Annotated in this window: 22 protein-coding genes; 15 read left to right on the top strand and 7 right to left on the bottom strand. The window is 41.0% G+C overall.

Annotation, left to right across the window (positions count from 1 at the left end):
* Positions 1–629 precede the first annotated feature (629 nt).
* The 3 genes from L1264_RS19015 to L1264_RS19005 are packed head-to-tail and all read left to right on the top strand — an operon-like array spanning position 630 to position 4,273.
* Positions 630–2,801 carry a putative bifunctional diguanylate cyclase/phosphodiesterase gene (locus L1264_RS19015; RefSeq protein WP_199526848.1) on the top strand — a complete coding sequence of 724 codons (2,172 nt, stop codon included), beginning with the start codon at positions 630–632 and terminating at the stop codon, positions 2,799–2,801.
* Positions 2,802–2,847: 46 nt separating this feature from the next.
* Positions 2,848–3,861, top strand: coding sequence for a fatty acid desaturase (locus L1264_RS19010; protein WP_235404367.1), 1,014 nt, complete (start codon positions 2,848–2,850; stop codon positions 3,859–3,861).
* Between the two features lies 1 nt (position 3,862).
* Positions 3,863–4,273 carry a GFA family protein gene (locus L1264_RS19005; protein ID WP_199526850.1) on the top strand — a complete coding sequence of 137 codons (411 nt, stop codon included), beginning with the start codon at positions 3,863–3,865 and terminating at the stop codon, positions 4,271–4,273.
* Positions 4,274–4,287: 14 nt separating this feature from the next.
* Here the strand turns inward: L1264_RS19005 and L1264_RS19000 are convergent, their stop codons facing one another.
* Positions 4,288–5,502, bottom strand: a complete 1,215-nt coding sequence (locus L1264_RS19000; protein WP_199526851.1) for an MFS transporter — start codon at positions 5,500–5,502, stop codon at positions 4,288–4,290.
* A gap of 66 nt (positions 5,503–5,568) precedes the next feature.
* Positions 5,569–7,626 carry a TonB-dependent receptor gene (locus L1264_RS18995; RefSeq protein WP_199526852.1) on the bottom strand — a complete coding sequence of 686 codons (2,058 nt, stop codon included), beginning with the start codon at positions 7,624–7,626 and terminating at the stop codon, positions 5,569–5,571.
* Between the two features lie 356 nt (positions 7,627–7,982).
* Here L1264_RS18995 and L1264_RS18990 point away from each other — a divergent pair, with 356 nt between their 5' ends.
* The 3 genes from L1264_RS18990 to L1264_RS18975 all read left to right on the top strand — a co-directional run bounded on the left by L1264_RS18990 (position 7,983) and on the right by L1264_RS18975 (position 9,926).
* A complete protein-coding gene (locus L1264_RS18990) occupies positions 7,983–8,420 on the top strand; it encodes a hypothetical protein (RefSeq protein ID WP_135923644.1) in 438 nt (145 codons plus the stop codon).
* Positions 8,421–8,520: 100 nt separating this feature from the next.
* Positions 8,521–8,835: a hypothetical protein gene (locus L1264_RS18985; protein WP_135923645.1), complete on the top strand. Its 315-nt coding sequence runs from the start codon at positions 8,521–8,523 to the stop codon at positions 8,833–8,835.
* 17 nt (positions 8,836–8,852) lie between these two features.
* A complete protein-coding gene (locus L1264_RS18975) occupies positions 8,853–9,926 on the top strand; it encodes an endonuclease/exonuclease/phosphatase family protein (RefSeq protein WP_199526853.1) in 1,074 nt (357 codons plus the stop codon).
* Positions 9,927–9,972: 46 nt separating this feature from the next.
* On the opposite strand, the gene L1264_RS18970 is transcribed toward L1264_RS18975, so the two are convergent.
* Entirely contained in the window at positions 9,973–11,349 is a 1,377-nt protein-coding gene (locus tag L1264_RS18970) for an NAD-dependent succinate-semialdehyde dehydrogenase (RefSeq protein ID WP_199526854.1), read from the bottom strand.
* 165 nt (positions 11,350–11,514) lie between these two features.
* Here L1264_RS18970 and L1264_RS18965 point away from each other — a divergent pair, with 165 nt between their 5' ends.
* Genes L1264_RS18965 through L1264_RS18955 form a run of 3 tightly spaced genes read left to right on the top strand, consistent with a single transcriptional unit; the run spans position 11,515 to position 13,659 of the window.
* The gene (locus L1264_RS18965; protein WP_235404363.1) at positions 11,515–12,552 is read left to right on the top strand and encodes an NAD(P)H-dependent flavin oxidoreductase; all 1,038 of its coding nucleotides are present in this window, start codon (positions 11,515–11,517) and stop codon (positions 12,550–12,552) included.
* On the top strand, positions 12,549–13,115 hold the full coding sequence (locus L1264_RS18960) for a Crp/Fnr family transcriptional regulator (RefSeq protein WP_199526856.1): 567 nt from the start codon (positions 12,549–12,551) through the stop codon (positions 13,113–13,115). Before L1264_RS18965 ends, L1264_RS18960 begins: the two co-directional genes overlap by 4 nt.
* 49 nt (positions 13,116–13,164) lie before the next feature.
* Positions 13,165–13,659 (top strand): YgjV family protein, encoded by a 495-nt coding sequence (locus L1264_RS18955; protein ID WP_199526857.1) that lies wholly within the window; start codon positions 13,165–13,167, stop codon positions 13,657–13,659.
* 60 nt (positions 13,660–13,719) lie between these two features.
* Here L1264_RS18955 and L1264_RS18950 read toward each other — a convergent pair whose 3' ends face one another.
* Entirely contained in the window at positions 13,720–14,232 is a 513-nt protein-coding gene (locus tag L1264_RS18950) for an NUDIX hydrolase (protein ID WP_135923651.1), read from the bottom strand.
* A gap of 218 nt (positions 14,233–14,450) precedes the next feature.
* Between L1264_RS18950 and L1264_RS18945 the strand changes: the two genes are divergently transcribed.
* Genes L1264_RS18945 through L1264_RS18925 form a run of 5 tightly spaced genes read left to right on the top strand, consistent with a single transcriptional unit; the run spans position 14,451 to position 19,947 of the window.
* The gene (locus L1264_RS18945) at positions 14,451–15,791 is read left to right on the top strand and encodes a sigma-54-dependent transcriptional regulator (RefSeq protein ID WP_135923652.1); all 1,341 of its coding nucleotides are present in this window, start codon (positions 14,451–14,453) and stop codon (positions 15,789–15,791) included.
* Positions 15,792–15,803: 12 nt separating this feature from the next.
* Positions 15,804–16,013, top strand: a complete 210-nt coding sequence (locus L1264_RS18940) for a histidine kinase (RefSeq protein WP_135923653.1) — start codon at positions 15,804–15,806, stop codon at positions 16,011–16,013.
* 10 nt (positions 16,014–16,023) lie between these two features.
* Entirely contained in the window at positions 16,024–17,508 is a 1,485-nt protein-coding gene (locus L1264_RS18935) for a sensor histidine kinase (protein WP_135923654.1), read from the top strand.
* On the top strand, positions 17,508–17,969 hold the full coding sequence (locus tag L1264_RS18930; RefSeq protein ID WP_135923655.1) for a response regulator: 462 nt from the start codon (positions 17,508–17,510) through the stop codon (positions 17,967–17,969). The genes L1264_RS18935 and L1264_RS18930 overlap by 1 nt, the downstream gene beginning before the upstream one ends.
* Before the next feature lie 10 nt (positions 17,970–17,979).
* Entirely contained in the window at positions 17,980–19,947 is a 1,968-nt protein-coding gene (locus L1264_RS18925) for a response regulator (RefSeq protein ID WP_199526858.1), read from the top strand.
* On the opposite strand, the gene L1264_RS18920 is transcribed toward L1264_RS18925, so the two are convergent.
* Genes L1264_RS18920 through L1264_RS18910 form a run of 3 tightly spaced genes read right to left on the bottom strand, consistent with a single transcriptional unit; the run spans position 19,934 to position 23,640 of the window.
* Entirely contained in the window at positions 19,934–20,932 is a 999-nt protein-coding gene (locus tag L1264_RS18920) for a LacI family DNA-binding transcriptional regulator (RefSeq protein WP_199526859.1), read from the bottom strand. The two genes, L1264_RS18925 and L1264_RS18920, sit on opposite strands and share 14 nt — an antisense overlap.
* Before the next feature lie 23 nt (positions 20,933–20,955).
* A complete protein-coding gene (locus tag L1264_RS18915; protein ID WP_199526860.1) occupies positions 20,956–22,287 on the bottom strand; it encodes a glycoside-pentoside-hexuronide (GPH):cation symporter in 1,332 nt (443 codons plus the stop codon).
* Between the two features lie 24 nt (positions 22,288–22,311).
* Positions 22,312–23,640, bottom strand: coding sequence for a GH1 family beta-glucosidase (locus L1264_RS18910; RefSeq protein ID WP_135923659.1), 1,329 nt, complete (start codon positions 23,638–23,640; stop codon positions 22,312–22,314).
* A 227-nt stretch (positions 23,641–23,867) separates the two neighbouring features.
* Between L1264_RS18910 and L1264_RS18905 the strand changes: the two genes are divergently transcribed.
* A partial coding sequence (locus L1264_RS18905) for an MFS transporter (protein WP_235404361.1) occupies positions 23,868–24,489 on the top strand: 622 nt, incomplete at its 3' end.

Below are 24,489 nucleotides of genomic sequence, written 5' to 3'. Positions count from 1 at the left end.
CAATTAATATTTAGCCTTCAATAACAGAAACAACAGTATTGACCAAGAACCTGCGTTAAGCGGTTAGACCCACCCTTGATAGCCTGTAAAGTACCTGGCGTGTTAAAACACCGAGTAGGAGAAGAGGAACAAGGGCGCGAATACATCAAAGGGCTGAGGTAGCTCCTCATTATGAGCCCGCATATAAGTACGCAGTCTGACAAAATTAACGAAGGGTATTGTGCAATAGGAGGAGTCCATATAAGGTACTTTAGTGCCGAACTAGCAAAACCTACCCAAATAACACCAAACCAGCAATGCTAAAAAACATAATTCATGGCTAAAGCCATTCCTACGGGTACATTTTGCCCAGAGCCTAGAACCTAGCACCCAGAGCCTAGCACCTATAACTCAAATCTAAGTACCAATTCAGGCTCTATTAAAGCAACTTTTGTTCTATTTCTAAGCGGTAAAGTTCGAACTATGCTTAATTATTAAATAACCCCGAAAAATGTGTGCTTTTTTGCTCGCATTGCCACCATTTTAGACTAGTGTCCGATGGTGTTTAGAACAATCTTATAATACAATTTGTGGTCTAAGTATAAGTGAAGTCAATCACTTAGTGCATTGAATCGGTAGGGTGGCATCGCGTGGGTACATACGACTTAAAACGTATTGTTGAAAGTATATCTAATCTTAAAAGTGAAAACTTTTATAATGCAATATGCCTTTCCTTGTCTGAAGTACTTGGTGCCTCTTATGTTTTTTTAGCTCAAGTTGATGAGTCAACGTTACATGCGACGACCATTGCTTTGGCTGCGCATGACGAAATTGTTGAAAACATCAGCTACGATATCCGCTATACCCCCTGTAACGATGTAAAATGCGGCAGTATTTCTAGTTATAGTGCTGGTGTTCAGCAGCTATTTCCAAACGATCAGATGCTCGTTGACATGGGAGTTGAAGCTTATGTAGGGGTACCTCTACAAAGCGTGTCTGGCAAAACTAATACTATTCTTGTCGCACTATTTCAGCATGAAATAAACGACGCGATGCAAATAGAATCGTTTTTCTCATTATTTACCGGCCTTATTCAACGTGAAATTGAGAAAGACCGCTTTATTGCTAAACTCGATTTTGCAAATCAACTTATAGAACAAAGCCACGAAGCAATTTTTATTTGCGACCACAATGTACATATTACCTACGCGAATACCGCATTTACGAAAATGACGGGCTACTCGTTGGATGAAGTTTTAGGGCAAAACCCAAAAATTTTAAGCTCAAACAAATATGATCCTCATTTTTACAAAGCAATGTGGCACCAAATTAATACTGAGGGTAAGTGGTCCGGTGAAATCACTAACAAGACCAAACAAGGTACGCTATATACACAATTTTTATCTATAACCAAAATGCAAAATAATGGTGAAGATTGTTATGTGGCGTTTATTCTTGATATCACTGAGAAGAAAGAAGCAGAACAGAAAATCTACTTTCATGCGAATCATGACCAGCTTACCGGTTTAACCAATCGCTTTTATTTTAAAGAGTACTTGTGCCAGCTTGTGTCGTCGCTGTCTTATCAAGACGATGCGGATACCAATTTAGCTGTAATTTACTTTGATATCGACAAGTTCCAAGATATTAACACGGTATACGGCTTAACATTTGGTGATAGAGTTTTATGTAAGTTAGCAGAGCGACTTGAACGCCATTTTAAAGAATGTGCTTTTTCGCGAATAGATGGCGATAGTTTTGCTATCTTGCAGACCTATCAGCACACGAGTGAACTTGAACATGTATGTAAACAGGTTACTACGTTATTGCTTGAGCCTTTTTCAATTGGTGGTATCAATCAACAAATATCAGTTACATTGGGTATTAGCAGATTAGAACAAACCAGTGATACAACATCGCAACATAAAATAGAAAAAATTGCTCGTCGTTTAATAAGACAAGCAGAGCTGGCTACATTAAATGCAAAGCAAGTTGCAGAAGAGTACTTATTTTTCTGTAAAGATATGGATATTAAGGTTAAAAAGCATAACCTATTAGTTGAGCAATTAACGCAAGCGGTTAAAAATAACGAGTTAGAGGTGTATTTTCAGCCGATTATTGATGTTGAAAATAACACGGTTGCTAAATTCGAAAGTTTGGTGCGTTGGAATAATCAAGGGCAATGGGTATCACCTGTTGAGTTTATTCCGTTAGCTGAAGAGTCTCGAGTGATTATACCTCTCGGTGAACTTGTGTTGATTAAAACCTGTCAGCAAATAAAAGCGTTAGAAGCAGAAGGTTATGAAAACTTTGTTTTTAACGTGAATCGCTCTTTATTTGAGTTTACTGAGTTTAACCCTGAGCGTAATACATGGCTTGAAATCATTAAAAAACAGGGTGTTAAACCATCAAAAATTTCATTTGAGTTAACTGAAAGTGTGCTAGCGCCAGAAAATACAAACCATCTCGATGTATTAAAGCAGTTGAAGCAAGCAGGGTGTTTAATTTCATTAGATGATTTTGGTACCGGTTATTCGTCTCTTAGTTATTTGCGCCGCTTCCCGGTTGATGTACTTAAGCTTGATAAGTCATTTATTGATGAAGTGCATGTTGATTTAGGTGACGAAGCGCTGGTTAAATCGATTATTCAAATGAGTCGGGTGTTAGGTATTAAAGTTGTTGCTGAAGGGGTTGAAGAGCGTGAGCAGCTAGCGGTTCTAACTGAAGCGGGTTGTGATTATATTCAAGGCTATTACTTTTCTAAGCCATTGCCAGCAGATGATGTAGTGCCATTTTTAACGCAATTTTCTCGAGAGCAGTAGGTAATTACGGTATGATTTTGATATCAACCAGTTAGCAAAGCTTGTGATGTCAAAATTAACCGCAAAGCAAAATATAAAGGCGATTGTTACGGCCATTAAGACCGAAGAGCAGTCGCTTAGAACACGTTTCTCTATACTCAACCAGCAAAACACCATTGCGATGGTTATTTTACTAATGTCGTTAAGCGCACTGATTGGCGTTGCGACACTTTATTACCTAACTATTATACCTGCATGGCTGTGTATCATTCTGGCTGCATTTATTACCTCGATCTCCCATGAGCTTGAGCATGACCTGATCCACAAGCAGTATTTTAGTAATCGCCCTTATATTCATAACCTAATGATGTTAACCGTGTGGCTTATGCGACCCAATACGGTTAACCCTTGGTATCGCAGAAAAATTCATTTACATCACCATAAAGTATCCGGCACCTCACAAGATTTAGAAGAGCGCTTAGTGGGCAATGGCATTAAATCACCATTTTTAAGAGCCTTGGTCATTACTGATGGTCTGCTAGGTTTATTAATCAATACCAAGCGATTTAATAAAGAAATTACTGGTTTTAAGTTTTTACGCGTGTTTAATGCGGGCTTTCCGATTACAACCGCGTACTTTGCGATTCTTTATGGGGTAATTGCTTATTACGCTGTGCAGTTTGTGCAGCCATTTACATTGCCAACATGGGGAGCTGAATTACTGGCGGGAGCAGAGTTTTTAATGGTGGTACTTATTGTGCCTAATATGATTCGTTCGAGCTCTCTTAACTTAGTGACATCTTCCATGCATTATTATGGTGGTGTAAATAACTTGCTTGAGCAAACGCATGTGATCACCAGTCGCTGGTTTTTACCATTTCAGTTATTTTGTTTTGATTTTGGCCGCACGCATACAATCCATCATTTTGTGCCGAATCAGCCCTTTTACATTAGGCAATTGATCAGCAAAAAAATACATCCTATTATGGCCCAGCATGGGGTACGTTTTAATGACTTACAAAGCTTAAAACATGCCAATCACTACCCAGTAAAAGATCAGTCATCTCAACAAGGAGTTTAATATGAAGGTTACCGGTCGTTGTCATTGTGGTGAGGTAACTTACCATGCAGAAGTTGATGAAAATAAAGTGATTAACTGTCACTGCACTGACTGCCAAATTATCTCGGGTGCGCCTTTTCGCACGGTTGTGGTGTCTGTGCCAGATGGGGTTACCTTCACAGGTGCTCCACCAAAAGAATATATAAAAATCGCTGAAAATGGTAATCAACGTGCGCAAGGATTTTGTGGTAACTGTGGTACAGCCTTGTATGCTACTTCTGTAGGGGCTGGTGAGCGTATTTATGGCTTACGAATTGGCGCTGTAGAGCAAGCTGATGAGCTTATCCCTAAAGCCCATATTTGGTATCGTTCACATAAACCTTGGCTCGATAACCTAAGTGATATGAGTGCCTTTGAAACCGCACCTAAATAAGTGCGGTTTCATTTTTATTGTTGCTCGATAGTGACATTTCGGCCACTTAAGTAACCAAACAATGCACACAGTAGGCTTGATGTAATACACAGCCAAAGTGCTCCTGCCCAGTTATTAAAATAGCTATGTAAGGACCCCGCAATAATAGGGCCTGTTGCAGCTAGTAAATACCCGATGCATTGTGCCATACCTGATAATGCCGCGGCTTGCATTGAGTCATGAGTTCGCAAACTTACAAATGATAAGCCTAAGATAAAACACGCACCTGAGCAAAAACCTAAGGTGACTGACCAAAGCATCGCAAAACTAGGCGCAACTAATAATCCAACAGAACAAAGCGCACCAAGTAACGCTAAGCTTAGCGTTAAGATGCGTTGATCTTTTAATTTGGCAAGTAGTGGAATAAGCACAATACCCGGCAGTGCCGAGGCAACTTGAAAGGCGCCTTGCAAAGCACCTGCATGCTGAGCGCTATGGCCACCTTCTATAAGTATACTGGGTAGCCAACCTAGCATGATATAAGTGAAAAATGAGTTAAAACCGAGCAGCAAAGTGATTTGCCAAGCAAGTGCTGAGTGCCAAATTTTGCTTTGCGTGCTACCAGGTACATGAGACTGTTTTGGCATGGTATGTTGCTTAAGTTGCGGTAACCACACCACTATTGCCAGTACAACCAATAAGCCATAACTTGCGAGTGCCAATTGCCAGCCAAGTTCTTTATATTCTGCCAGCGGAATGATGAGTGCTGAATAGCTGCCACCAAATATGCCCATTGCTAAAACATAACTAGATGTCATCACTGCCACTTTATGTGGAAAGTCTCTTTTTATCAGGCTTGGCAATAGCACATTACCAATCGCGATACCTACGCCAATCACTGCGGTGCCAATAAATAGCACAGTGGCAGAATCAATAATACGAGATACAACCCCTATGCCTATTAGTACAAGAGCAATAAATAGCGATACTTCAAGGCCGCACTTTTTAGCAAGAATTGCCGCCATAGGCGAGGCAATAGCAAACGCGATTAAAGGTAGAGTCGTCAACATGCCGGCTTGCGATGCATTTAACTTAAATTGTTCAATGATCTGTTCAAGTACTGGTGCGATGCCAGTGATCGGTGCTCTTAAACTGGCTGCAATAAGAAAAATGCCCAGCACTAAAAGAAGGTTACGAATTAGATTTTGAGAAGATGTCACGCTGTTTAGGTGTAATAGCAAGAGGTACATTTATCATACCAAAACACTAAACAGCGTGGGTGAACTATGAGATAGCTCACCAAAAAATGCGGTTACTTAAAACTGATAACTTACTGATAACATGGCATTGCGCGGTCTTCCCGGAAAGTAGCGGTCGCCGCTAAATGTGGTGTAGTCAGCACGCTCAGCATAATGCTCATCGGTTAAATTGTTTATTCGAGCAGTCACAGTAAGGTTATCTGTTAGCTGCCACGCCGCTCTTAAGTTAACTAACGAGTGGCCTTCGTAACTATGCTGGTTTTCAGGGTCAGTAAAGTAGCTGCTGGTGGTATGTAGCTCAAGTCCAACACGCGTTATGTCGTTTGCTTGCCAAAGTAGCTGCAAGTTTGCGATGTTACGTGGAGCAGTATCAATGAGATTGCCATTGACATTAACCCCGCTGAGTAATTGGTCATAGCTGTAAGTGTGTTTGGCGTGGCTCGCTGCTAACTGCACCGATAAACTTGGTGTAATGGCATAGGCCAGCTCAAGCTCAACACCGCGATGCTGGGTTTGACCATCATTAACGTAATAAAAATCGCTGTCGCGGAAAATGGTGTTCTTTTTATTCATTGCATAAATGCTAACTACATAATGCAGCTGTGCTTGTTGACCTTTTATACCAAGCTCTAGGTTTTTAGCTGTTTCAGATTTCAGATCGGCGACATTTTGTTCGCGTTGTAACTGATAAAGCTCTGCCGCTTGCGGTGCTCGGTAACCTTCTGAAGCATTGGCGTAGATAAACTGGTTTTCAGCATATTGATAGCTTAAACCAAGCTTAGGCGAAAAGTTGGTAAAGCGATTTACGCCGCTTTCTGGTCGAGCATAGCGACACCCACCCATTGCGCATGCTGTGCCATCGTCTTTTGTGCGACCAGCTAACATTTGGTTGTCGTAGTCATAACGCATACGCTCGTAGCGACCACCAAGACTGATGAGTAACTCATCAAGTTGCCAATCAAGGTTAACAAATGGTGCCAATAGGGTACTTGTTACTTGATAGTCATAATGTTTGCCTTGTGGCACGGTGGCGACTAAAAACGCTGAGCCTTGAGTGGGGCCGTCTTGATATTGTAAAAAATCAGCATCAGTAAGCTCACCATCAAAGCCAACAGTTAACAGGCTAGAAGCGGTCAACTTATGCTGCCAGCTAGATTGTAGGCCAACACCTTGCTGAGCATTTTCTTCAAGGGGAGTACCCGGTAAAAAATGCTTAAAGAAGGTCATGCTTTGGTCGCGAATATAAGGCGTTAGGGTAAAGCTGTTAGCTTCATCTTGTGTCCAATTTAGCTTTGACCAAACACGCAAAGAGCGGGCCTTACGAAATGCATCAGGGTCAAAGTTAGATTGTGCTATTTGCTCATCCTTATAGCTTTCAAAGCCCTCGATGTAGCCAGCCGTTTGCTGATCTAAATGGGTGTAAGTAAGGCCTGTACTTACACTTAGTTTTTCGCCATCAAAACGATGACGTAGCGAGAGCTTTTCTTGATCAACACTTTCGTCATCGCGATAACCCGTATCTCGGGTGATCGTGGCATTAATGCCTAAGCCTTGCTGACCAAAGTCACGACCCGTACCTAGTTTATAGCGGGTATAGCCAAACGAACCGTAATCAAAACCAAGTTGGTTGTGGTCATAGGTTGTATCAGGGGTGATCACGTTGACCACACCATGCACTGCGTTTGAACCATAAAGAGCAGAGCCGGGGCCTTTCAGTACTTCGATACGATCAGCCATTTCAGTGTGGGCTTCGAATAATTCATTGATGTTGCAAAAGCCAGCTGCGCGAAGTGGAATACCATCTTCAGCAGTAAGTAAACCACCGCAAGCACCGGCACCTGATAGCACAGGCGAACGTAAAGCGGGTAAATACTCTTGGCCGTTACCATGTTGAAGATTAGCACCGGCAACTTGCTTTAGGGCTTGTTCAATATGGGTTGGAGCGATAAGTGCCAGTTGCTTTTGTGAAATACTACTTACCACAACAGGCAGTGGATCTGCCAATACCTCGCTGCGCGAGGCGGTTGTTGTAATATGTTCTAGCTCATTATTAGCAATCGCTTGCTGATTAATTAATGAGGTGCTCACAAGCACTGAGAGTATCGACAACTTCATGAAAACCCTTTGGTTAGGTACAACAAAAATCAAAGGGTAACTGCTTTTTAGGATGGGTAAAAGCTTTCGCGATTAATAACTTTGTCTGTTATGAGCTACGGCGATGTACGGCAAAACCAGCCAGCGCTGCAACTAACCAGAACAAGCTACTGCCGTTTCTGTGCGTAACATTCGCTACTTTTTCTTCTTTAACGCGGGTTTTCGTAAATAGTGCCGAAGAAGTTTAAAGAAATGTAAAGATTGGCTTTCTAATATTTTGATATGTAAACAATTACGTTTTTAAATTGTAACCCTTCATCTATGATTCAGCCACAAACGTTAGGCTTTCAACATGAGCAAAGTTGAGGGTCTCAATTATGAATAAATTACTAACTATCTCTGTTGCTGTTTTGGGTTTAAGCTTTATTCCGATGGAAGCATACGCAAAACATGACCGTGACCATGATAGATATGAGCGCAAACATGAGCGTAAAAAGCATCATAAACATAAGAAGCATCACAAGCATCACCATCATCATGACAGATATGATCGCCACGATAGGTATGACCGTTATAGCTACCGTGATTTACCACCCGGTTTATACAAAAAAGTAGGACATGGTGGTGGTTTACCACCAGGTTGGTATAAACGTCTTCACCACGGTGACATCCTGGACCGTGATATTTATCGACATGGGCGTGTAATTAAGCGCCGTGATCGAAATGGCATTATTGCCATCGAAATCGATGACCGCCTGATTCATTTAGTACATGATACGCGAGAGATATTATCAATCGTTACTCGTCATCGTTAATCCTGTAAGAAGCCGCTAATGCGGCTTTTTTTGGTTATTTCATACCTTGTTCAGGAAAACTTGCTACGCTTAAAAGTGTATATAAAAAAGGAGTATTTGCATGAAAGCATTATTAACGGTTGCTGTGTTGGGATTAAGTTTAGCCACAACAGGTGTATTGGCAAAAGATAAGGACAAAGACAAAGGAAAGAGTCTTCCACCGGGTCTAGAGAAAAAGCTAGATAACGGTGGTGATTTACCACCAGGTTGGCAGAAAAAACTTCGTAAGGGCGACATTCTCGATCGTGATATTTACCGCCGCGGTAAAATAATTAACTCGCGTGATCGCGATGGATTAATTTCTATTGAGGTAGACAATACTGTTGTTCGTTTAGTTGAAGACACTCGCGAAATTGTATCAATATTGAGTCGCTAGTTTTGCTACAAAGCTGTATGACTTATGGATTGAGTATACTGCTAGCTCTGCTGCTGGTGGTCTCAATCCTGCCATTTTCATACTCCCAACATTATTTAATTCGTAGTTGTGACTTTGTACGTTTGCAAGTGGTTTACCTTGCAGGAATGTGTTTAGTTGTATCATGTTATTTAATCAGTCGAATGGAGTCATTGCTTTTTATTGGCTGTGCTCTGGCTAGTATCCTAGTTCTGCTACTGCAAGTTGGTTGGATTTACCCTTACACAAGGTTGGCTAATAAAGAAGTTGCCTCAAGCAATAAAGATGATAGGCACAGTATTCGTATTATGTCGGCAAATGTACTGATGTCGAACACTGAATATGACAAACTCATAGGTTTAGTTAAAACTCACCAACCAGACCTATTCATAACCTTAGAGTCTGATCAAATTTGGCAAAAAAAACTGAGCAGTTTAGAACAAGAGTACCCATATCGTGTCTACTGCCCTAAAGATAATCGCTATGGCATGCACTTGTACAGTAAGTTTAAAATTAAACAACAACAAGTGTGTGAGCTTATCGAAAGCGAAATTCCCTCAATTCATATTTTATTTGAAGATGCAGATGGCGTAGAAGTACAAGGGCACTTTATTCATCCTGCACCACCAAGTCCAACAGAAGAAGACAGCTCTCGGCCACGTGATACTGAGCTGATTATTTTAGCGAAAGCACTTAAAAACAGGCAGCGACCTTGTATCGTTGCCGGTGATCTAAATGATGTTGCATGGTCGCGTAGTACCCGCTTGTTTATGCGTATCAGTGGTTTGTTAGACCCACGTAAAGGGAGAGGTTTTTTTAATACCTTTCATGCCAGTTATTTCTTTATGCGTTGGCCACTAGATCACCTTTTTCATAGTAATGAGTTTAGTGTGAAACGTATTGAGCGGTTGGCAAAATATGGTTCTGATCATTTTGCGCTTCTTACTGAGCTTGTTTATAACCCAGATTCTGACAATCAAAAACAGCAAGAGCAAATAGATAAAGAAAAAGCGGTGGATGAGTTAAAAATGCCAACAGTGTCAAAGCAACAGGTGCCAATGTTTGAAGAATGATAATGATTAGGTATTTAAAAGGGCTCCGTAGAGCCCTTTTTTGTGTTTAGTCGTTGACCATAATGGTTTTGATATTAACAAATTCTCGTAGCCCAAAGCCGCCATGTTCACGGCCATAGCCACTGTCTTTTACACCACCAAATGGCAGGTTTGGCTGGGCTAGCCCATAGCCGTTGATATTCACCATACCGGTATCAAAGTGGTGCTTTGCAAGCTCAATGGCAGCTTGCTCGTCTTTTGAAAAAATACCGCCGCCAAGACCATAGCGCGAGTCATTAGCAATTTGCATTGCCTCATCATTATCTTTTGCTCTGATAAGCGATGCTACAGGGCCAAATAATTCATCATCATAGGCGGGCATGCCCGGTTTGATATTCTCAAGTAGCGTTGGGCTGTAATAGCACCCCGAGTGTTCTGGAATATAGCCACCAGTAAGCACTTTTGCGCCGGCTTCTACCGACTCAGTTACTTGTTGATGTAGTTTATCGCGTAGATCTTTACGAGCCATTGGACCCAGCGTGGTTTTTGCATCATTCGGATCGCCAAGAACGACTTGCTCAAATTGCTCTTTAATTAAAGCTTTAAAATCATTGTATAAGGCATCAACCACAATAAAGCGTTTTGCGGCAACACAGGTTTGGCCGTTATTAATTAAACGTCCTTGAGTACATGCCGTGATCGCTGTGTTTAAGTCTGCATCATCAAGCACGACGTAGGCATCATTACTGCCAAGTTCCAATACGGTTTTCTTGACCTGTTTACCCGCACGCTCAGCGACCTTTTTACCGGTTTCGTCACTGCCAGTAAATGTGACACCGCGAATAGCTTTATGCTCAATCAATTCACTTGCTGTACTGCCACCGATAAGTAGGTTCTTAAAGCAATAGTCTGGAAAACCTGCTTGCGAAAACAGTTGCTCAATCTTTTCGGCCATGCCAAATACATTACCTGCGTGTTTAAGAACCGTGGTATTGCCCGCCATAATGTTAGCGCAAGCATAGCGAATGACTTGGTAAAGTGGGAAATTCCAAGGCTGAATACCTAAAATAACACCAATTGGCTGATAGCTGATAATTGCGCGGCCATTTTGCATATCGCGGCTTTCATCAGCAAGAACTGTAGGTCCTTGTTCAGCAGTGTAGCGACAAATTGCAGCACACAGCTCAACTTCTTGAAGGCCTTGTTGATATAACTTGCCCATTTCATCGGTCATCAATTGAGCTAATTCTTGTTTATTAGACTCAATAACCTCAGCAAGTTGATTGAGGAGTGTTGCACGTTGTTCGAGTGTGGTATCACGCCATGATAAAAATGCCTGATGACACTTGTCGACTTCTGCATTGGCTTCTTGCAATGACATTAAACTATAGGTTTCTAGGGGTTGTTCATAGGTTGGATTGATTGTAGTTACAGTATCAGTCATTATTACCTCCTTTAAAATGTAATGTGTAACCTGCAAAGGTAATACCGACTTGCATTTGTTTTTATCTTATTGTTTTTTAATATTTTAGTTGTTTTTTCTTTAGTGTTTTATTTGCTTTGATATGTAAAAACTGCAATAGGCTGCAAAACTTACAAGGAATACGTAATGATAAATTCTGTGTTGAATACCGAGCTGGCAATTATTCAAGCGCCGATGGCGGGTGTGCAAAATGCCAAATTGACAGTGGCTGTATGTGAAGCTGGGGGGCTTGGTTCGTTACCTTGCGCTATGCTTTCGACTGAGCAATTAAAGTCAGAGCTTGATTACATTAGTCAGCATACAGACACACCCTATAATCTTAATTTCATTTGTCATCATACACCTGACTATACATTGGAGCAGCAGACTGCTTGGCATAATGTGCTTGCACCTTATTTTGAGGAGTTTGCTGTTGATGCCTCACAATTTACCCGAAACGCTTCACGCCAGCCTATTAATCAGCAGGTTATTGATGTAATTGCGCCTTATAAGCCGCCAGTTGTGAGCTTTCATTTTGGTTTGCCAAGTAAAAATATTCTTTCTCAAATTAAAGCGTGGGGCGGGGTCGTTCTTTCATCCGCCACAACCCTTGATGAAGCACATTGGTTACAAGCAAACGGTGCCGATGCAGTTATTGCACAAGGGATTGAAGCAGGCGGCCACCGCGGCCATTTTTTATCAATGGACTTATCGCTGCAACCAACCACAGTACAATTAGTGCGAGAGTGTGTAGAGCTTGATATACCCGTTATTGCTGCCGGTGGAATTTGCACAGCTGAAGATGTAGCCCAGTACCAAGCATTAGGTGTTACTGCGGTGCAGGTTGGGAGCGCTTACTTACTGTGTGAAGAAGCTACGACAGGCACATTACATCGTGAAGCATTAAAAACAGTTTCGCCAGATTCAACTGAATTGACGACTTTGTTTTCTGGTCGTCCGGCGCGAGGAATACGCAATCGAGTGATGCAACAGTTAGGTGCGATGCCAGAGCAAGCGCCACCTTTTCCTTATGCGTCAATTGCGATGACGGCATTGCGCTCAAAAGCGGAAGCAAATGGCGACAGTGGCTTTACACCGCTTTGGTGTGGTGAGCGCTTTATTGCCAGAGAAGGTATTAACGCTAAGCAAATTACTGAATTACTAATGCAAGGTTGGCAATCTTGAGTGATACCCAGTTACTTCCGCTAGGTGATAGTTATCATCAGCTTGCCAGTGAATTTCGCCATAAGCTTGCTGGGCAATGCATAATGAAGCGTTATGCTAAAGGTGATGTTCTATTGCAACAAGGCAATCAACAAGATGTGGGTTATTTGATTGTTTCTGGCGTACTTGCGGCAATACATGCATCAGAGCAGGGCTCAGAAAAGTGCAAAGAGTTTTATTTTCAAGATGAGTTTGCACTGCTCTATGGCAACTGGTTGACCAAAACTAATGCGTTTTACCAGCTTAAAGTGATACGAGATGCTGAGCTTATTAAAGTACCTTTGGCTTTACTTGATGGCCCTGATTGGCAAGAATTAAAACATAGGTTAATTACTCAGCAGTTATTATTTAAGGAGGCAAAAGAAGCCTTTTTACTACTTAATACGCCAGAGCAAAGGTATCAGTATCTGCTGGATAATAAACCGCATTGGCTTTCGCAATTGAGTTTAAGTGAGGTTGCTATGTATTTAGGGATCTCAGCTATTTCTTTATCACGAATTAGAGGGCGTCTTAACTTAAGTTAAGGTGTGGCAAAACGGTGAACATTACACTGCTGGTTTTTCAGGAGTCGTTATGTTTATTTTATCCCAGTGCTTAGTTGCAATCGCCACATTACTCGATTTAGCATCTTTTCAATTTAGGCAAAGGCACGTTATTTTAGCCTGTTTGTTTAGTTCGGTATTACTCACATCAGTTCACTTTTTGCTACTTGAAAATTTAAGTGCCGCAAGCTTAATGCTAATAGCGGCAGTGCGCTATGCATATTGTATTTTTGCTCGTAAAACTTGGGTGATGGTTACTTTTATGTTGATAAGTATTACCGCTGTGAGCCTAACTTGGTATAACTGGGTAAGTTTTATTGCCTTAGTTGCAACTTTAATTCAAACCTACGCGTCGTTCCAAGGCAAAGACCTATCATTAAGGCTTATGATGGTTATAGGTACACTGTGTTGGATAACACATAATGCGATCATGTTTTCCCCAGTCGCAGTGGTAATGGAAACGGTATTTCTATTGAGTAATTTATTAGGAATATGGCGCTACTACGCTTCACCTAAGGCTGTATAAGTATTAAAAGGTGTTAGCACGGTATAGTAAAATATACCGTGCTTTTATAGCAAAATAAGCTTAAAGCGTGTTGGCAATCAGCTTGAGTAAATAAGTTTCGCGCTGTATCGATAATCCCTGCTTATCACTCATTGCCATAGTTGTTTCATTGTGTGCTATGGCATCAAATATGTTTACCCATTTGGGTTGCATACCGTTTTGAACTTCGTAGTGTTCCATTTTTGGATCTGCAAATTCATCACTTATTTCACAAAAATAACAGTAAGATTTTATATGCACACAATCAAAATCGTCTTTGTACCAAGGCCTGATCTCTTCGTATAAACCAAGGGGATGTTTAATCTTTATTTGTTGCGCGCCAGTTTCTTCATGAAGCTCTCTGAGTAGCCCTTGCTCGATAGATTCACCGTCATCGATACCACCGCCAGGTAAGCTGTAGTCATCATAACGGGCGGTATATAAAAGTAGTACTTGTTCACCTTTCAATACAATGGCTCGTGCTGTGTTGCGAATAAACACACTACCATACTGTTCACTTAAACTTGGGTGGAGTACTTTTTTTAATAACTTCATGTGCCATAAAACTTCTTGTATTTAATCAAATACAGCTTAATTTAATATTTGAGTTGTTACTATAGCGTGTAAATGATATTAGATTTATTTTTTTACCCCAAAATGGAACTTGTTGGGGTAAAATGTCGGAATAAATAACTGCATATGCACTCTATGTGTAGTATTTTCTTTTCAGAAAAACTTTGCGTAGAATGATGAAAAAAGCTTAGGGAATTAATATGTTGAATGTACTTTTGGTTGATGATGACAGTGAATTTAGTGATGTTGTTTGTCACATCGTTGAATTCCTTGGGCATAACATTAATACTGCTGCCAATCTTGCCGAAGCTGAGCAATGGTTTGAAAATAATACGTTTGACCACGTCTTTTTAGATTTTATGTTACCAGACGGCAGTGGTTTACACTTACTCGAACACCTAAAAAAAATAGGTCAATCTCCGCGAGTTACGCTTATTTCTGGTCACCCATCAGTAAAAGGTAAATTAGCCGAGATGTGTGAAGCTAATGTGGGGCATTTGGTAAAGCCGCTACAACGCGAAGACATTGAGCGTGTTTTAAACCCTAAAAAAGCGTCTGATAAGAAAAAGTCAGCACCTTCAATTAAGCGTCATTTTGGCACCTTAATCGGTGAGTCAGAAGTGATGAAAAAACTCTATACTATGATTGAGCGTGTGGCAGCAACATCAGCCAATGTGATGTTAATGGGCGAAAGTGGTGCCGGTAAAGAGGTTGTTGCGCAGGCTATTCATAACGCAACCGAGTGCGATGGTCCACTCGTGGCTACCAACTGCGGCGCATTTTCAAAAGAGCTGATTGGTAGCGAACTTTTCGGTCATGAAAAAGGCGCGTTTACAGGTGCGATTGCGCGTAAAGAGGGTGTGTTTGAACAAGCTGCTGGTGGTACGTTGTTTTTAGATGAAGTCACCGAAATGCCGATTGATATGCAGCCAAACTTATTACGTGTGCTTGAGAGCAAAAAAGTAACCCGAGTGGGCGGTACAAAAGAGCAAGCGGTGAATTGTAGGGTTATTTCTGCGACCAACCGTACTTTAACAGATCTTGCGCAAAACAATGTTATTCGTGAAGATATTTACTTTCGTTTAGCGGTATTCCCTATTGATATTCCACCGCTACGTGAGCGCAAAGAAGATATTCCACTGCTTGCGAATGCCTTTTTAGAACAACTCAATGAAGAAAATGGCACTGACTTTAAGTGGCAAGCAAGCCAGTTAAAAGAGCTTGAGGCTCATGATTGGCCTGGTAACGTGCGTGAGCTTCGCCATGCAATACATCGCGCTTTTATTATGAGCGATCCTAAAGGTACGGCAATTGTTTTACCTGAGTCATTAGAGTCTCCTTTCTCGAAAGTAAATAAAGAAACACAAAACAACCAAGTAATGGCAGGACAAACCATTGAAGAGGTGGAAAAAGAACTGATCCACGCGACATTGGATAAAGTACAAGGAAATAAAACAATTGCTGCCCAGATGTTAGGGATCAGCACAAAAACACTCTACAACCGTTTAAATGCTTACGGAGGCATTGGCGAATACAAATAATAAAGGATAGCTATGAATAATGACGAGTCTTTACGTAAGTTAGTCCATGATGCACGCGCACCATTGAATCGTATTTCAATGAATGCAGAGCTAGTTAAGCTTGTATTAGAAAATGATATGCCAAAGCAAAAAGCACTTGATGCACTTGATAAAATAATTGCTAACTGCCAACAGTGTAGTGAGCAATTACAATTAATTAGTGATACCCACGCTAGTGAGTAACGGAAAGCAAATGCAAAGAAAAAAACAGAAGGGAAAAATCACCATTAGCTGGGCGAGCTTTATCGCTGTCGTGCTGTGCATTGTGGTTGCAAACGCTATATTAGCTATTAATAGTATTCGCTCATTAACTGAGATCCAGAACAGTCTAGATAATACCAACTCTCTAAATACAGCTATTGAACGATTACACTTGTCTGTTGTTCAAGCTGAGTCAGGGCAGCGTGGCTATTTGCTTACTGATCGTGAAGATTACTTAATGCCATACAATGATGCAATTGCCTCAATGCAAGCACAAATAATGCTGGTGAAAAGTCTTCATTCGGAAATACCGGGACAAGCTGATCGTATCGCAAGGATGATTTATTTAGTCAATGATAAAGTTGCTGTGATGACCAAAACCACAGATCTTGCATTGGCTAATAAAGATTTAAAAGCCCGTCAATTGTTACTTACAGATAAAGGACGCGATTTATACAAAGAGATACGCACAGCCGTTGATGAAATCCAGATGCGGGAGCTTAATTTTAAAATAGAGTTATTTTCTGAGCTTTTAGAAATTAAGAACGAAGCAAAGTTAACTTTTGCAATTACTGCTGTTACAAGTACCTTATTGCTGATCGGTATGTTTGTTTTAACACGAATTAACGCTCGTAATGCAGCAAAATATAGAGCTGATCTAGAAGAACAGAATGAAAATTTAGCTGTAAAAGTAGCAGAGCGTACTCAAGAGCTAACCATCTATTCAGATGAATTAAGCCGTTCTAACAGAGAGTTGGAAGAGTTTGCCTTTGTAGCAAGCCACGACTTACAAGAGCCGCTGAGAAAAATTCAAGCATTTAGCGACCGTCTTGAAAAAATGTTTAAGGATGATCTCGGCGAAAAAGGCATTGATTATATTAACCGTATGAAAAATGCGGCGCAGCGTATGTCTAACCTTATTAATGACTTACTTGAGTTTTCTCGAGTTACTACGCGTGGCAAAGACTTTGTAGATACCGATTTAAATAACGTTGTAAATGAGGTATTAGATGACCTTGAGATCGCTATTAAAGAGTCAGAATCAACTGTTAATTTAGAGCCACTTCCTCATATTCAGGCTGATCCGAGCCAAATGTTGCAGCTATTTTTAAATATTCTTTCGAATGCCATTAAATTTAGACGCGAGAATGTGCCGCCAGTCATAAACATTAATTACCAGCGAACTCAAGAGTTTAGCCAAGCTCATAATAGCGAGGTCGAGTGGGAGATCATTACTATTTCGGATAACGGTATTGGTTTTTCTGAAGAGTACCTAGAAAAAATATTTGTTCCGTTTCAGCGTTTACACGGGCGTTCACAATATAAAGGCACAGGCATTGGCCTATCGGTTTGTCGACGAATTGTAGAGCGTCACGGTGGCGAAATTTTTGCGAGTAGTCGCGTAGGTGAAGGTGCAAGCTTTACTATTAAATTACCTGTGGAAACATCCCTTTTCACATTACAAGGAGAGGCATAATGCCATTTAATAAAGTTAAACCAATTACCATTTTAATGGCCGATGATGATGAAGATGATCGTTTATTAACACAAGATGCTCTAGCTGAAAGCCGTGTTTTAAACGAGTTATATTTTGTTGAAGATGGCGTGGAACTACTTGAGTACCTTGAACGCAAAGGTAAGTTTAGCGAAAAAGAAAGTTCACCAAGGCCTGGCTTGATCTTACTAGATTTAAATATGCCACGAATGGATGGCCGTGAGGCGTTACAAGCAATCAAGACAAACCCTAATTTAAAAGGCATTCCGGTTGTGATTTTAACTACATCAAAGCAAGAAGAAGATATGGTTAAAGGTTACGATTTAGGGGCGGCTTCATACATTACAAAACCGGTCACTTTTGAGGGATTAGTTGAGCTGATGAAGACGCTTGGTAAGTATTGGGTTGAATTTGTAGAGCTGCCAACACCACTCAATGATTAAAGGATAATACATGTTAGATAAGGTAACCCGCTTACTCTTGGTTGAAGACGATGAAGATGATTATATTCTCACTTGTGATTACTTGGAGCAATTGGGTTCCCATACCTTTGATGTAGAATGGTTAAGCTGCCCCGAGCAAGCCATTAGTGTACTGAGCGAAAACAAGCATGATATTTGTTTGTTAGATTATCGTTTAGGTGCCTCTGATGGCTTAGAAGTGCTCAAACGGGCTGTTGCAAACGGTTTTCGTGGGCCGATTATCATGCTTACGGGGCAATCAGATGAAGCCCTTGATTCTGCGGCACTTGATGCTGGTGCTGTTGATTACCTCGTAAAAAGCGAGATGAATTCAAGCCGCTTTGCCCGTGCTATTCGTTACGCCTTAGCTCGCCGAGATGTTGAAGATGAGCGAGTTGAACGATTAAAAGCGGAAGCAGAAAATCGTTCTAAAGACCGCTTCTTGGCACATTTGAGCCATGAGTTACGCACACCGCTTTCATCCATTTTGGGTTATACCGAGCTGCTAATGCAGAGCGAAAAGAATCGGCATTTAAATAATGAACTTGGGGTCATTTATAGAAATGGCAAACACTTGCTAAGTTTACTTAATGATGTGCTCGACTTATCTAAAATTGCCGCCGATAAACTTGAACTAAATTGCAGTGATGTTAATTTTGATAGCCTTATGGCTGATGTGTATACCTTAATGCGCGTCTCAGCCTTGGATAAAGGCTTAAAACTCAAATTTGAGTCACAGCAAGCCTTGCCATTGATTATAAATACAGATGCCACACGGCTAAGACAAATTTTAATCAATATTATCAATAATGCGATTAAGTTTACCAACCAAGGTGAAATAGTCGTGCGCGCATGGACTGCTTGGGTCAATGAGCGAGAAATGCTGTTTTTTAGTATCAAGGATACAGGCCTTGGTATTCCACATGAAAAGCAGGCACTGATTTTTAAACCCTTTGAACAGATTGCCGATGTTGAGTCGAGGGATGTAGGTGGTGCAGGCCTTGGTCTTGCGATTTGCGCCGAATTATTAGCTCGTATGCAAGGCTCAATTGAGCTTGAATCAACCTTAGGGGAAGGGTCTGAATTTATCTTATCTATATACCCTGGCAATATACGTGAGGTTGAACGACAGGTTTTGAGTTTCGATTCAAGCCCTGATTGTCAGCAAAAGTTAAGTACACTTTCAACTTCAGGGAGAGTGTTGGTTGTTGATGATTTAAAAGACCTACGAGTTCTCGTTGGACACATGATCACCAGCACTGGGGCAGATGTAGAGTTTGCTGAAAATGGTAAGCAGGCTATCGAGAAAGTGGCCAGTGCAGAGCAAGCAGGCAAACCTTTCGATATTGTGTTTATTGATTTACATATGCCGGTTATGGGTGGTAAAGAAGCCACCATTGAGCTTAGGAAAATGGACTATCAGGGGCCTATCATCGCGCTTACTGCCGCAACAATGAAAGGTGTAAAAAGTGAGCTTAGTGCGCTTGGTTTTAATGACATGATAGCCAAACCTGTTGATACTGGATTACTTTATCAAGTGCTCAATCATTATATTTGCCAAGGTAAAACAGAACCTGTTGTTGCTCGGGAGGATTCCCTCGCATTGACTCAGCAAAGTACACGTTATTTATTGGTTGAAGATGATGGTGATGCCGCACAAATAACCCAGCTATTACTTGAAAGTTTGGGGGTTGAAACCGTCATTGCCGATAGTTGTGCTGCTTGTCTGGATATTCTTCACGATAATCAACGCTTTGATAAAGTGCTGTTAGACATGCACTTGCCAGACGGTGAAGGTCTTGATTTGGCAGCTAAAATTAACCAAGAGTATGCGGGGTTAGCTTTAGTGGTAGTGAGTGGTGCCGAGCCAGATCCTGAAAAAATGAAACAGCTTGATATTGAACAAGTGCTATTAAAACCTATTAATTTAGGGATACTCAGCGAGCTTATAGCGCACTGATAGAGTGCCTAACTATAAGCTCTGGTTCAAATAAAGTTTGTAATGACGGGGTTTGCTTTTGGTAAACCTGATTCAGGATCCAGTTAGCCGCCATTCTGCCCATTTCTTCAATCGGGTAGTTTATGGTACTCAGTTGAGGGTAAACATGGCGAGTAAAAAACACATTATCGTATCCCATAATAGATAACTGTTTAGGGAGTGTAAGCCCTAATTTTCTTGCACTTGCCATAGCGCCAACAGCCATTTCATCGTTGGCACAAATTAAAGCACTAAATGGTTTGCCATGTTGATGCAATGCCGCAAGCCCTTCAAAGCCACTCGATTCCATGAAGTCACCTTGATATAGCAACTCTTCATCAAAAGGAACACCAAACTCAGCAAGCGCTTGCTTGTGACCTTCTAAACGGTCTTTGGCGTCTTGCTTCCATAATGGGCCACTAATATATGCTATCTGCTTGTGGCCTTTTTCTAATACATATTTGGCAGCAAGGTAACCGCCTTTTATATTGTTAAGTAGTATACAACGATCACTTAGCTGACTAATGTAGCGGTTGATCAGAACAAATGGAATACGGCCTTTACTAAGTTTAATTAGGTACTCATCACTAACAGCTTCTACGTGTAAAATAAGCCCATCACAATTGCGGCTTATTAAAAACTCAATACCTTGTTTTTCGCGTTCTTCATCACTATGGCCAGCTGCAATAATGAGGTGTTTGCCTTGATTTCGAAAAATGTTTTCAATACCACTCATCATTGGGCCATAAAATGGACCTTGTAATTCAGAGACCAGTAAGCCAACACTGTTTGAGCAATTTGATGCCAACGACTGTGCAATTGAGTTGGGGCGATAGCCTAACTCATTCATTGCAGCTGTCACTTTTTTACGAGTAGCGTCACTGACATTGGCATTGTTATTCATTACTCTTGAAACTGTAGCAAGTGAGACTCCTGCAAGTTTCGACACCTCGTAAATGGTGGCCATGTTTGTCCTTTTAAAAAACCAAGTTATTGTTTATGTTGCGATGATAAGTCTGCACTAATCTGCTCAACAGTTTGATTATCAAGAATATACATTTTCATGATAAATGCGACAAGCATACTACCTATTGCTGGGTAAAGGGTAAATGAAATCAAAATACCTGATAATGTTGTCTCGCTAAGCTCTGCGTTAGCCTCATAGCCATAAAAAGCCAATAGCCAGCCCGCAATTGCTCCACCTAGCGCCAACCCTAACTTAATGAAAAACACCACACTAGCATACACTAATCCTGTTAAGCGCTCGCCAGTTTTCCATTGCCCGTAATCGATGGTATCAGCCATTTTGGCCCAAAGTAGCGGGGTTGCCATTTGGGTGAAAAAGCACCAAAAGAAATAGATAACAAATGCCAACACAATCTGCTCGCTAGGCAACCAAAATGCAATACAGCTGATAACAGCAGAAATATATTGTAAGCGTATGTATGCTGTTTTCTTGTCTACTCGCTTGCTCAGAGGGTTAGCACATGCACATCCAAGGATATTGCCTATCATGCCAATGGTTACAAAGTAGGTCACCAAATCAGCCTCGCCAAGTACATACTTAACATAGTAAATTGCTAAGGTAGTACGCAAAACCATACTGGTAAGTAGCATTACAGCGGCAAAACACAGTACTTTAAAAGGACTATTTTGCCATAATGTATTGAAACGACTTTTCCAACTAAGAGATGCATTGTTGTGTGCTGTAACTCGTTCTTTAGTGTAGCGAAAACAAATTAAAAATAGCACCACACCTAAGCCGCTCATCAGTGCCATTGTTAGCTGATAGCCCGTCGCGTTATCACCTTTGCCTAGCCAGTTAACTAGGGGCAAAGTACATGCACTCACAATTAACCCACCCAGCATACCAAAGACAAAACGGTATGATTGAATTGATACTCGCTCTTTCGGATCGCTACTTAACACGCCACCTAACGCTGAATAGGGAATATTAATAGCGGTGTAGACCAGCATCAACAAAGTGTAAGTAACAAACGCATAAACTACTTTGCCTGATTCAGGTAGGTCAGGGGTGGTAAAGGTGATCATACTGATCACCCCAAATGGTAAGGCAAGCCAAAGCAAGTAAGGGCGGTAGCTTCCCCACTTAGTGCGGGTCGAATCGGTTAGAGCCCCCATTAATGGATCGGTAATAGCATCGACAACTCTCACCACCAAAAATAAGGTGCCGACAACAGCAGGCGATATACCAAAAATATCTGTATAGAAAAACGTTAAGAATAACATCACTGTTTGAAAGATAATGTTACTTGCTGTATCGCCTAATCCGTAGGCTATCTTTTCTTTTTTTGTCAGCATGTGTGCTCTCGTGTGTTGTTATTTTTATCGTTGTCTTAATAATTCACGATATTGTTTTGCGCTTTCTTTCAAAATACGCTGCTGGCTATCATAGTCAATATACACTAACCCAAAGCGTTTCTCGTAGCCATACGCCCACTCAAAGTTGTCCATTAAGCTCCAAGCAAAGTAACCTTGAATATTAACGCCTTGACGAATTGCTGCACAAACTGCATTTAAATGAGTGTGATAATAATCGACTCGCTCAACATCATACACTTCACCATTGTTGAGTGTATCAGCCATAGCTGCACCATTCTCAGTTATGTACATTTTAGGCAAATCGTATTGCTGGTGCAGTGATACAAGCAGTTCAGTTAAGCCTTGCGGATAAACTTCCCAGCCCATATCGGTTACACGTACATTGGCTAAACTTGCTTCTTCAAACCAGCCATCTGGAGTATTTTTGTAGTGTATGCGGGTATAATAATTAACACCAATAAAGTCGACGGCTTGGCTAATAATCGCCATGTCGTCAGCAAGTATTGTTGGTTTAACTTCATCTGCTAACTGATCAAATAGCGGAGGATAGCATCCGTCTAGTACGGCTTTTATATACCATTGATTATGATACTGATCAGCAAGCTCTGCGGCTTTGCTATCGGCAGCAGTTAGCGGATAAGTAGGGCTGAAGTTTAGCACGATACCGGCTTCTGTATTTGGGCAGTTTTCACGTAAAACCTGCATAGCTAGGCCATGGGCAAGTAATAGGTGATGAGCGGCTTGTCGGCCTGCCTGTTGTGATTTTACACCAGGTGCATGCACACCTACTTCGTAACCTAAATAAGCACTACAGAATGGCTCGTTTAAGGTTGCAAATGAATCTACGAGATGACCGAGATGCTCAGTAACTAGCTCAGTATATTCTCTAAATTTGTAAGCTGTATCACGGTTTAACCAACCACCTTGATCTTCAAGATACTGAGGTAAATCCCAGTGATATAAAGTGACGTAGGTTTTTATGTTGCGCGCTTTTAAAGCCGTTAGTAACTCAAGATAAAATGCCATACCTTGTTTGTTTGCAGTCCCATCTTGGTTCATAACTCTTGGCCAAGAAATTGATAAACGGTAAGCATCGACGGCTAAATCGGCAATCATTTCGACGTCTTTTTGCCAGTGAGCTATGTGTTCACAAGCGTTGTCGCCATTACTTTGATCTGCAATAGCTCCTGGTTTTTCACAAAATGTGTCCCAAATACAATCAAGTCGAGTGTCGCGGGCGCCTTCGATTTGAAATGACGCTGTCGCTACACCAAAAGTGAATTCTGGTTTAAGCAAAAACGAATCAGGCAAAAGAGAAATAGATTTATACACTGAAGAGTCATCCTTCGCATTGATAATGTAAGGCTACCAAAGGCATATACAGTCTATCTGTAAGCGCTTACATTTTTATTGTAAATAAATTGCTAATTATATTTAATATGATATAAATGTAAGCGCTTACATTTGATGTTGCAACATTTTTCGCTATTTGTTGTTAGTAGTTTAGTTCTGGATATGCTGTAACAAACTGATAAATATAATTAACTAGAGATAAAATTATGGCTCATGTATCAACGCCTGTTGCGGCTTCAGCTAGCCAAGCTGATATGCCTAAGCAACACTTTGCACTGGCATCATTGACCACGTTATTTTTCATGTGGGGGTTCATAACGTGTTTGAATGATATTTTAATCCCTTACTTAAAAGGTATGTTTTCGCTTAACTACACGCAAGCCATGTTGGTGCAGTTTTGCTTTTTTGGTGCTTATTTTGTGATGTCTATCCCCGCGGGTAAATTGGTCAGCCGTATTGGTTACCAGTTTGGTATTGTTGTGGGCTTGGTGGTTGCCGCCATTGGTTGTGCCTTGTTTTATCCTGCTGCAGTAGCACATGTTTACGAATTATTTTTACTAGCATTATTCGTGCTTGCATCGGGTATTACTATTTTACAAGTATCTGCAAACCCTTACGTGAGTGTCCTTGGTCCACAAAAAACCGCGTCATCTCGATTAACGATGACACAAGCTTTCAACTCACTTGGTACTACCGTCGCTCCTATCTTTGGTGGTTGGCTAATTTTATCTGAAGTCAGTCATGCAACCGCAGAGCAAGTAAAGTTACCTTATTTGTTACTGTCATTAAGCTTATTAGTTCTTGCCGTTATTTTTGCTTTTTTAAAGC

Source organism: Pseudoalteromonas sp. APAL1 (genome assembly GCF_021532475.1).
Taxonomy (GTDB): Bacteria; Pseudomonadota; Gammaproteobacteria; order Enterobacterales; family Alteromonadaceae; genus Pseudoalteromonas; species Pseudoalteromonas lipolytica_C.
The sequence above is the reverse complement of the archived record's forward strand: the minus strand, read 5'-3'. Positions and strand labels throughout refer to the sequence as shown.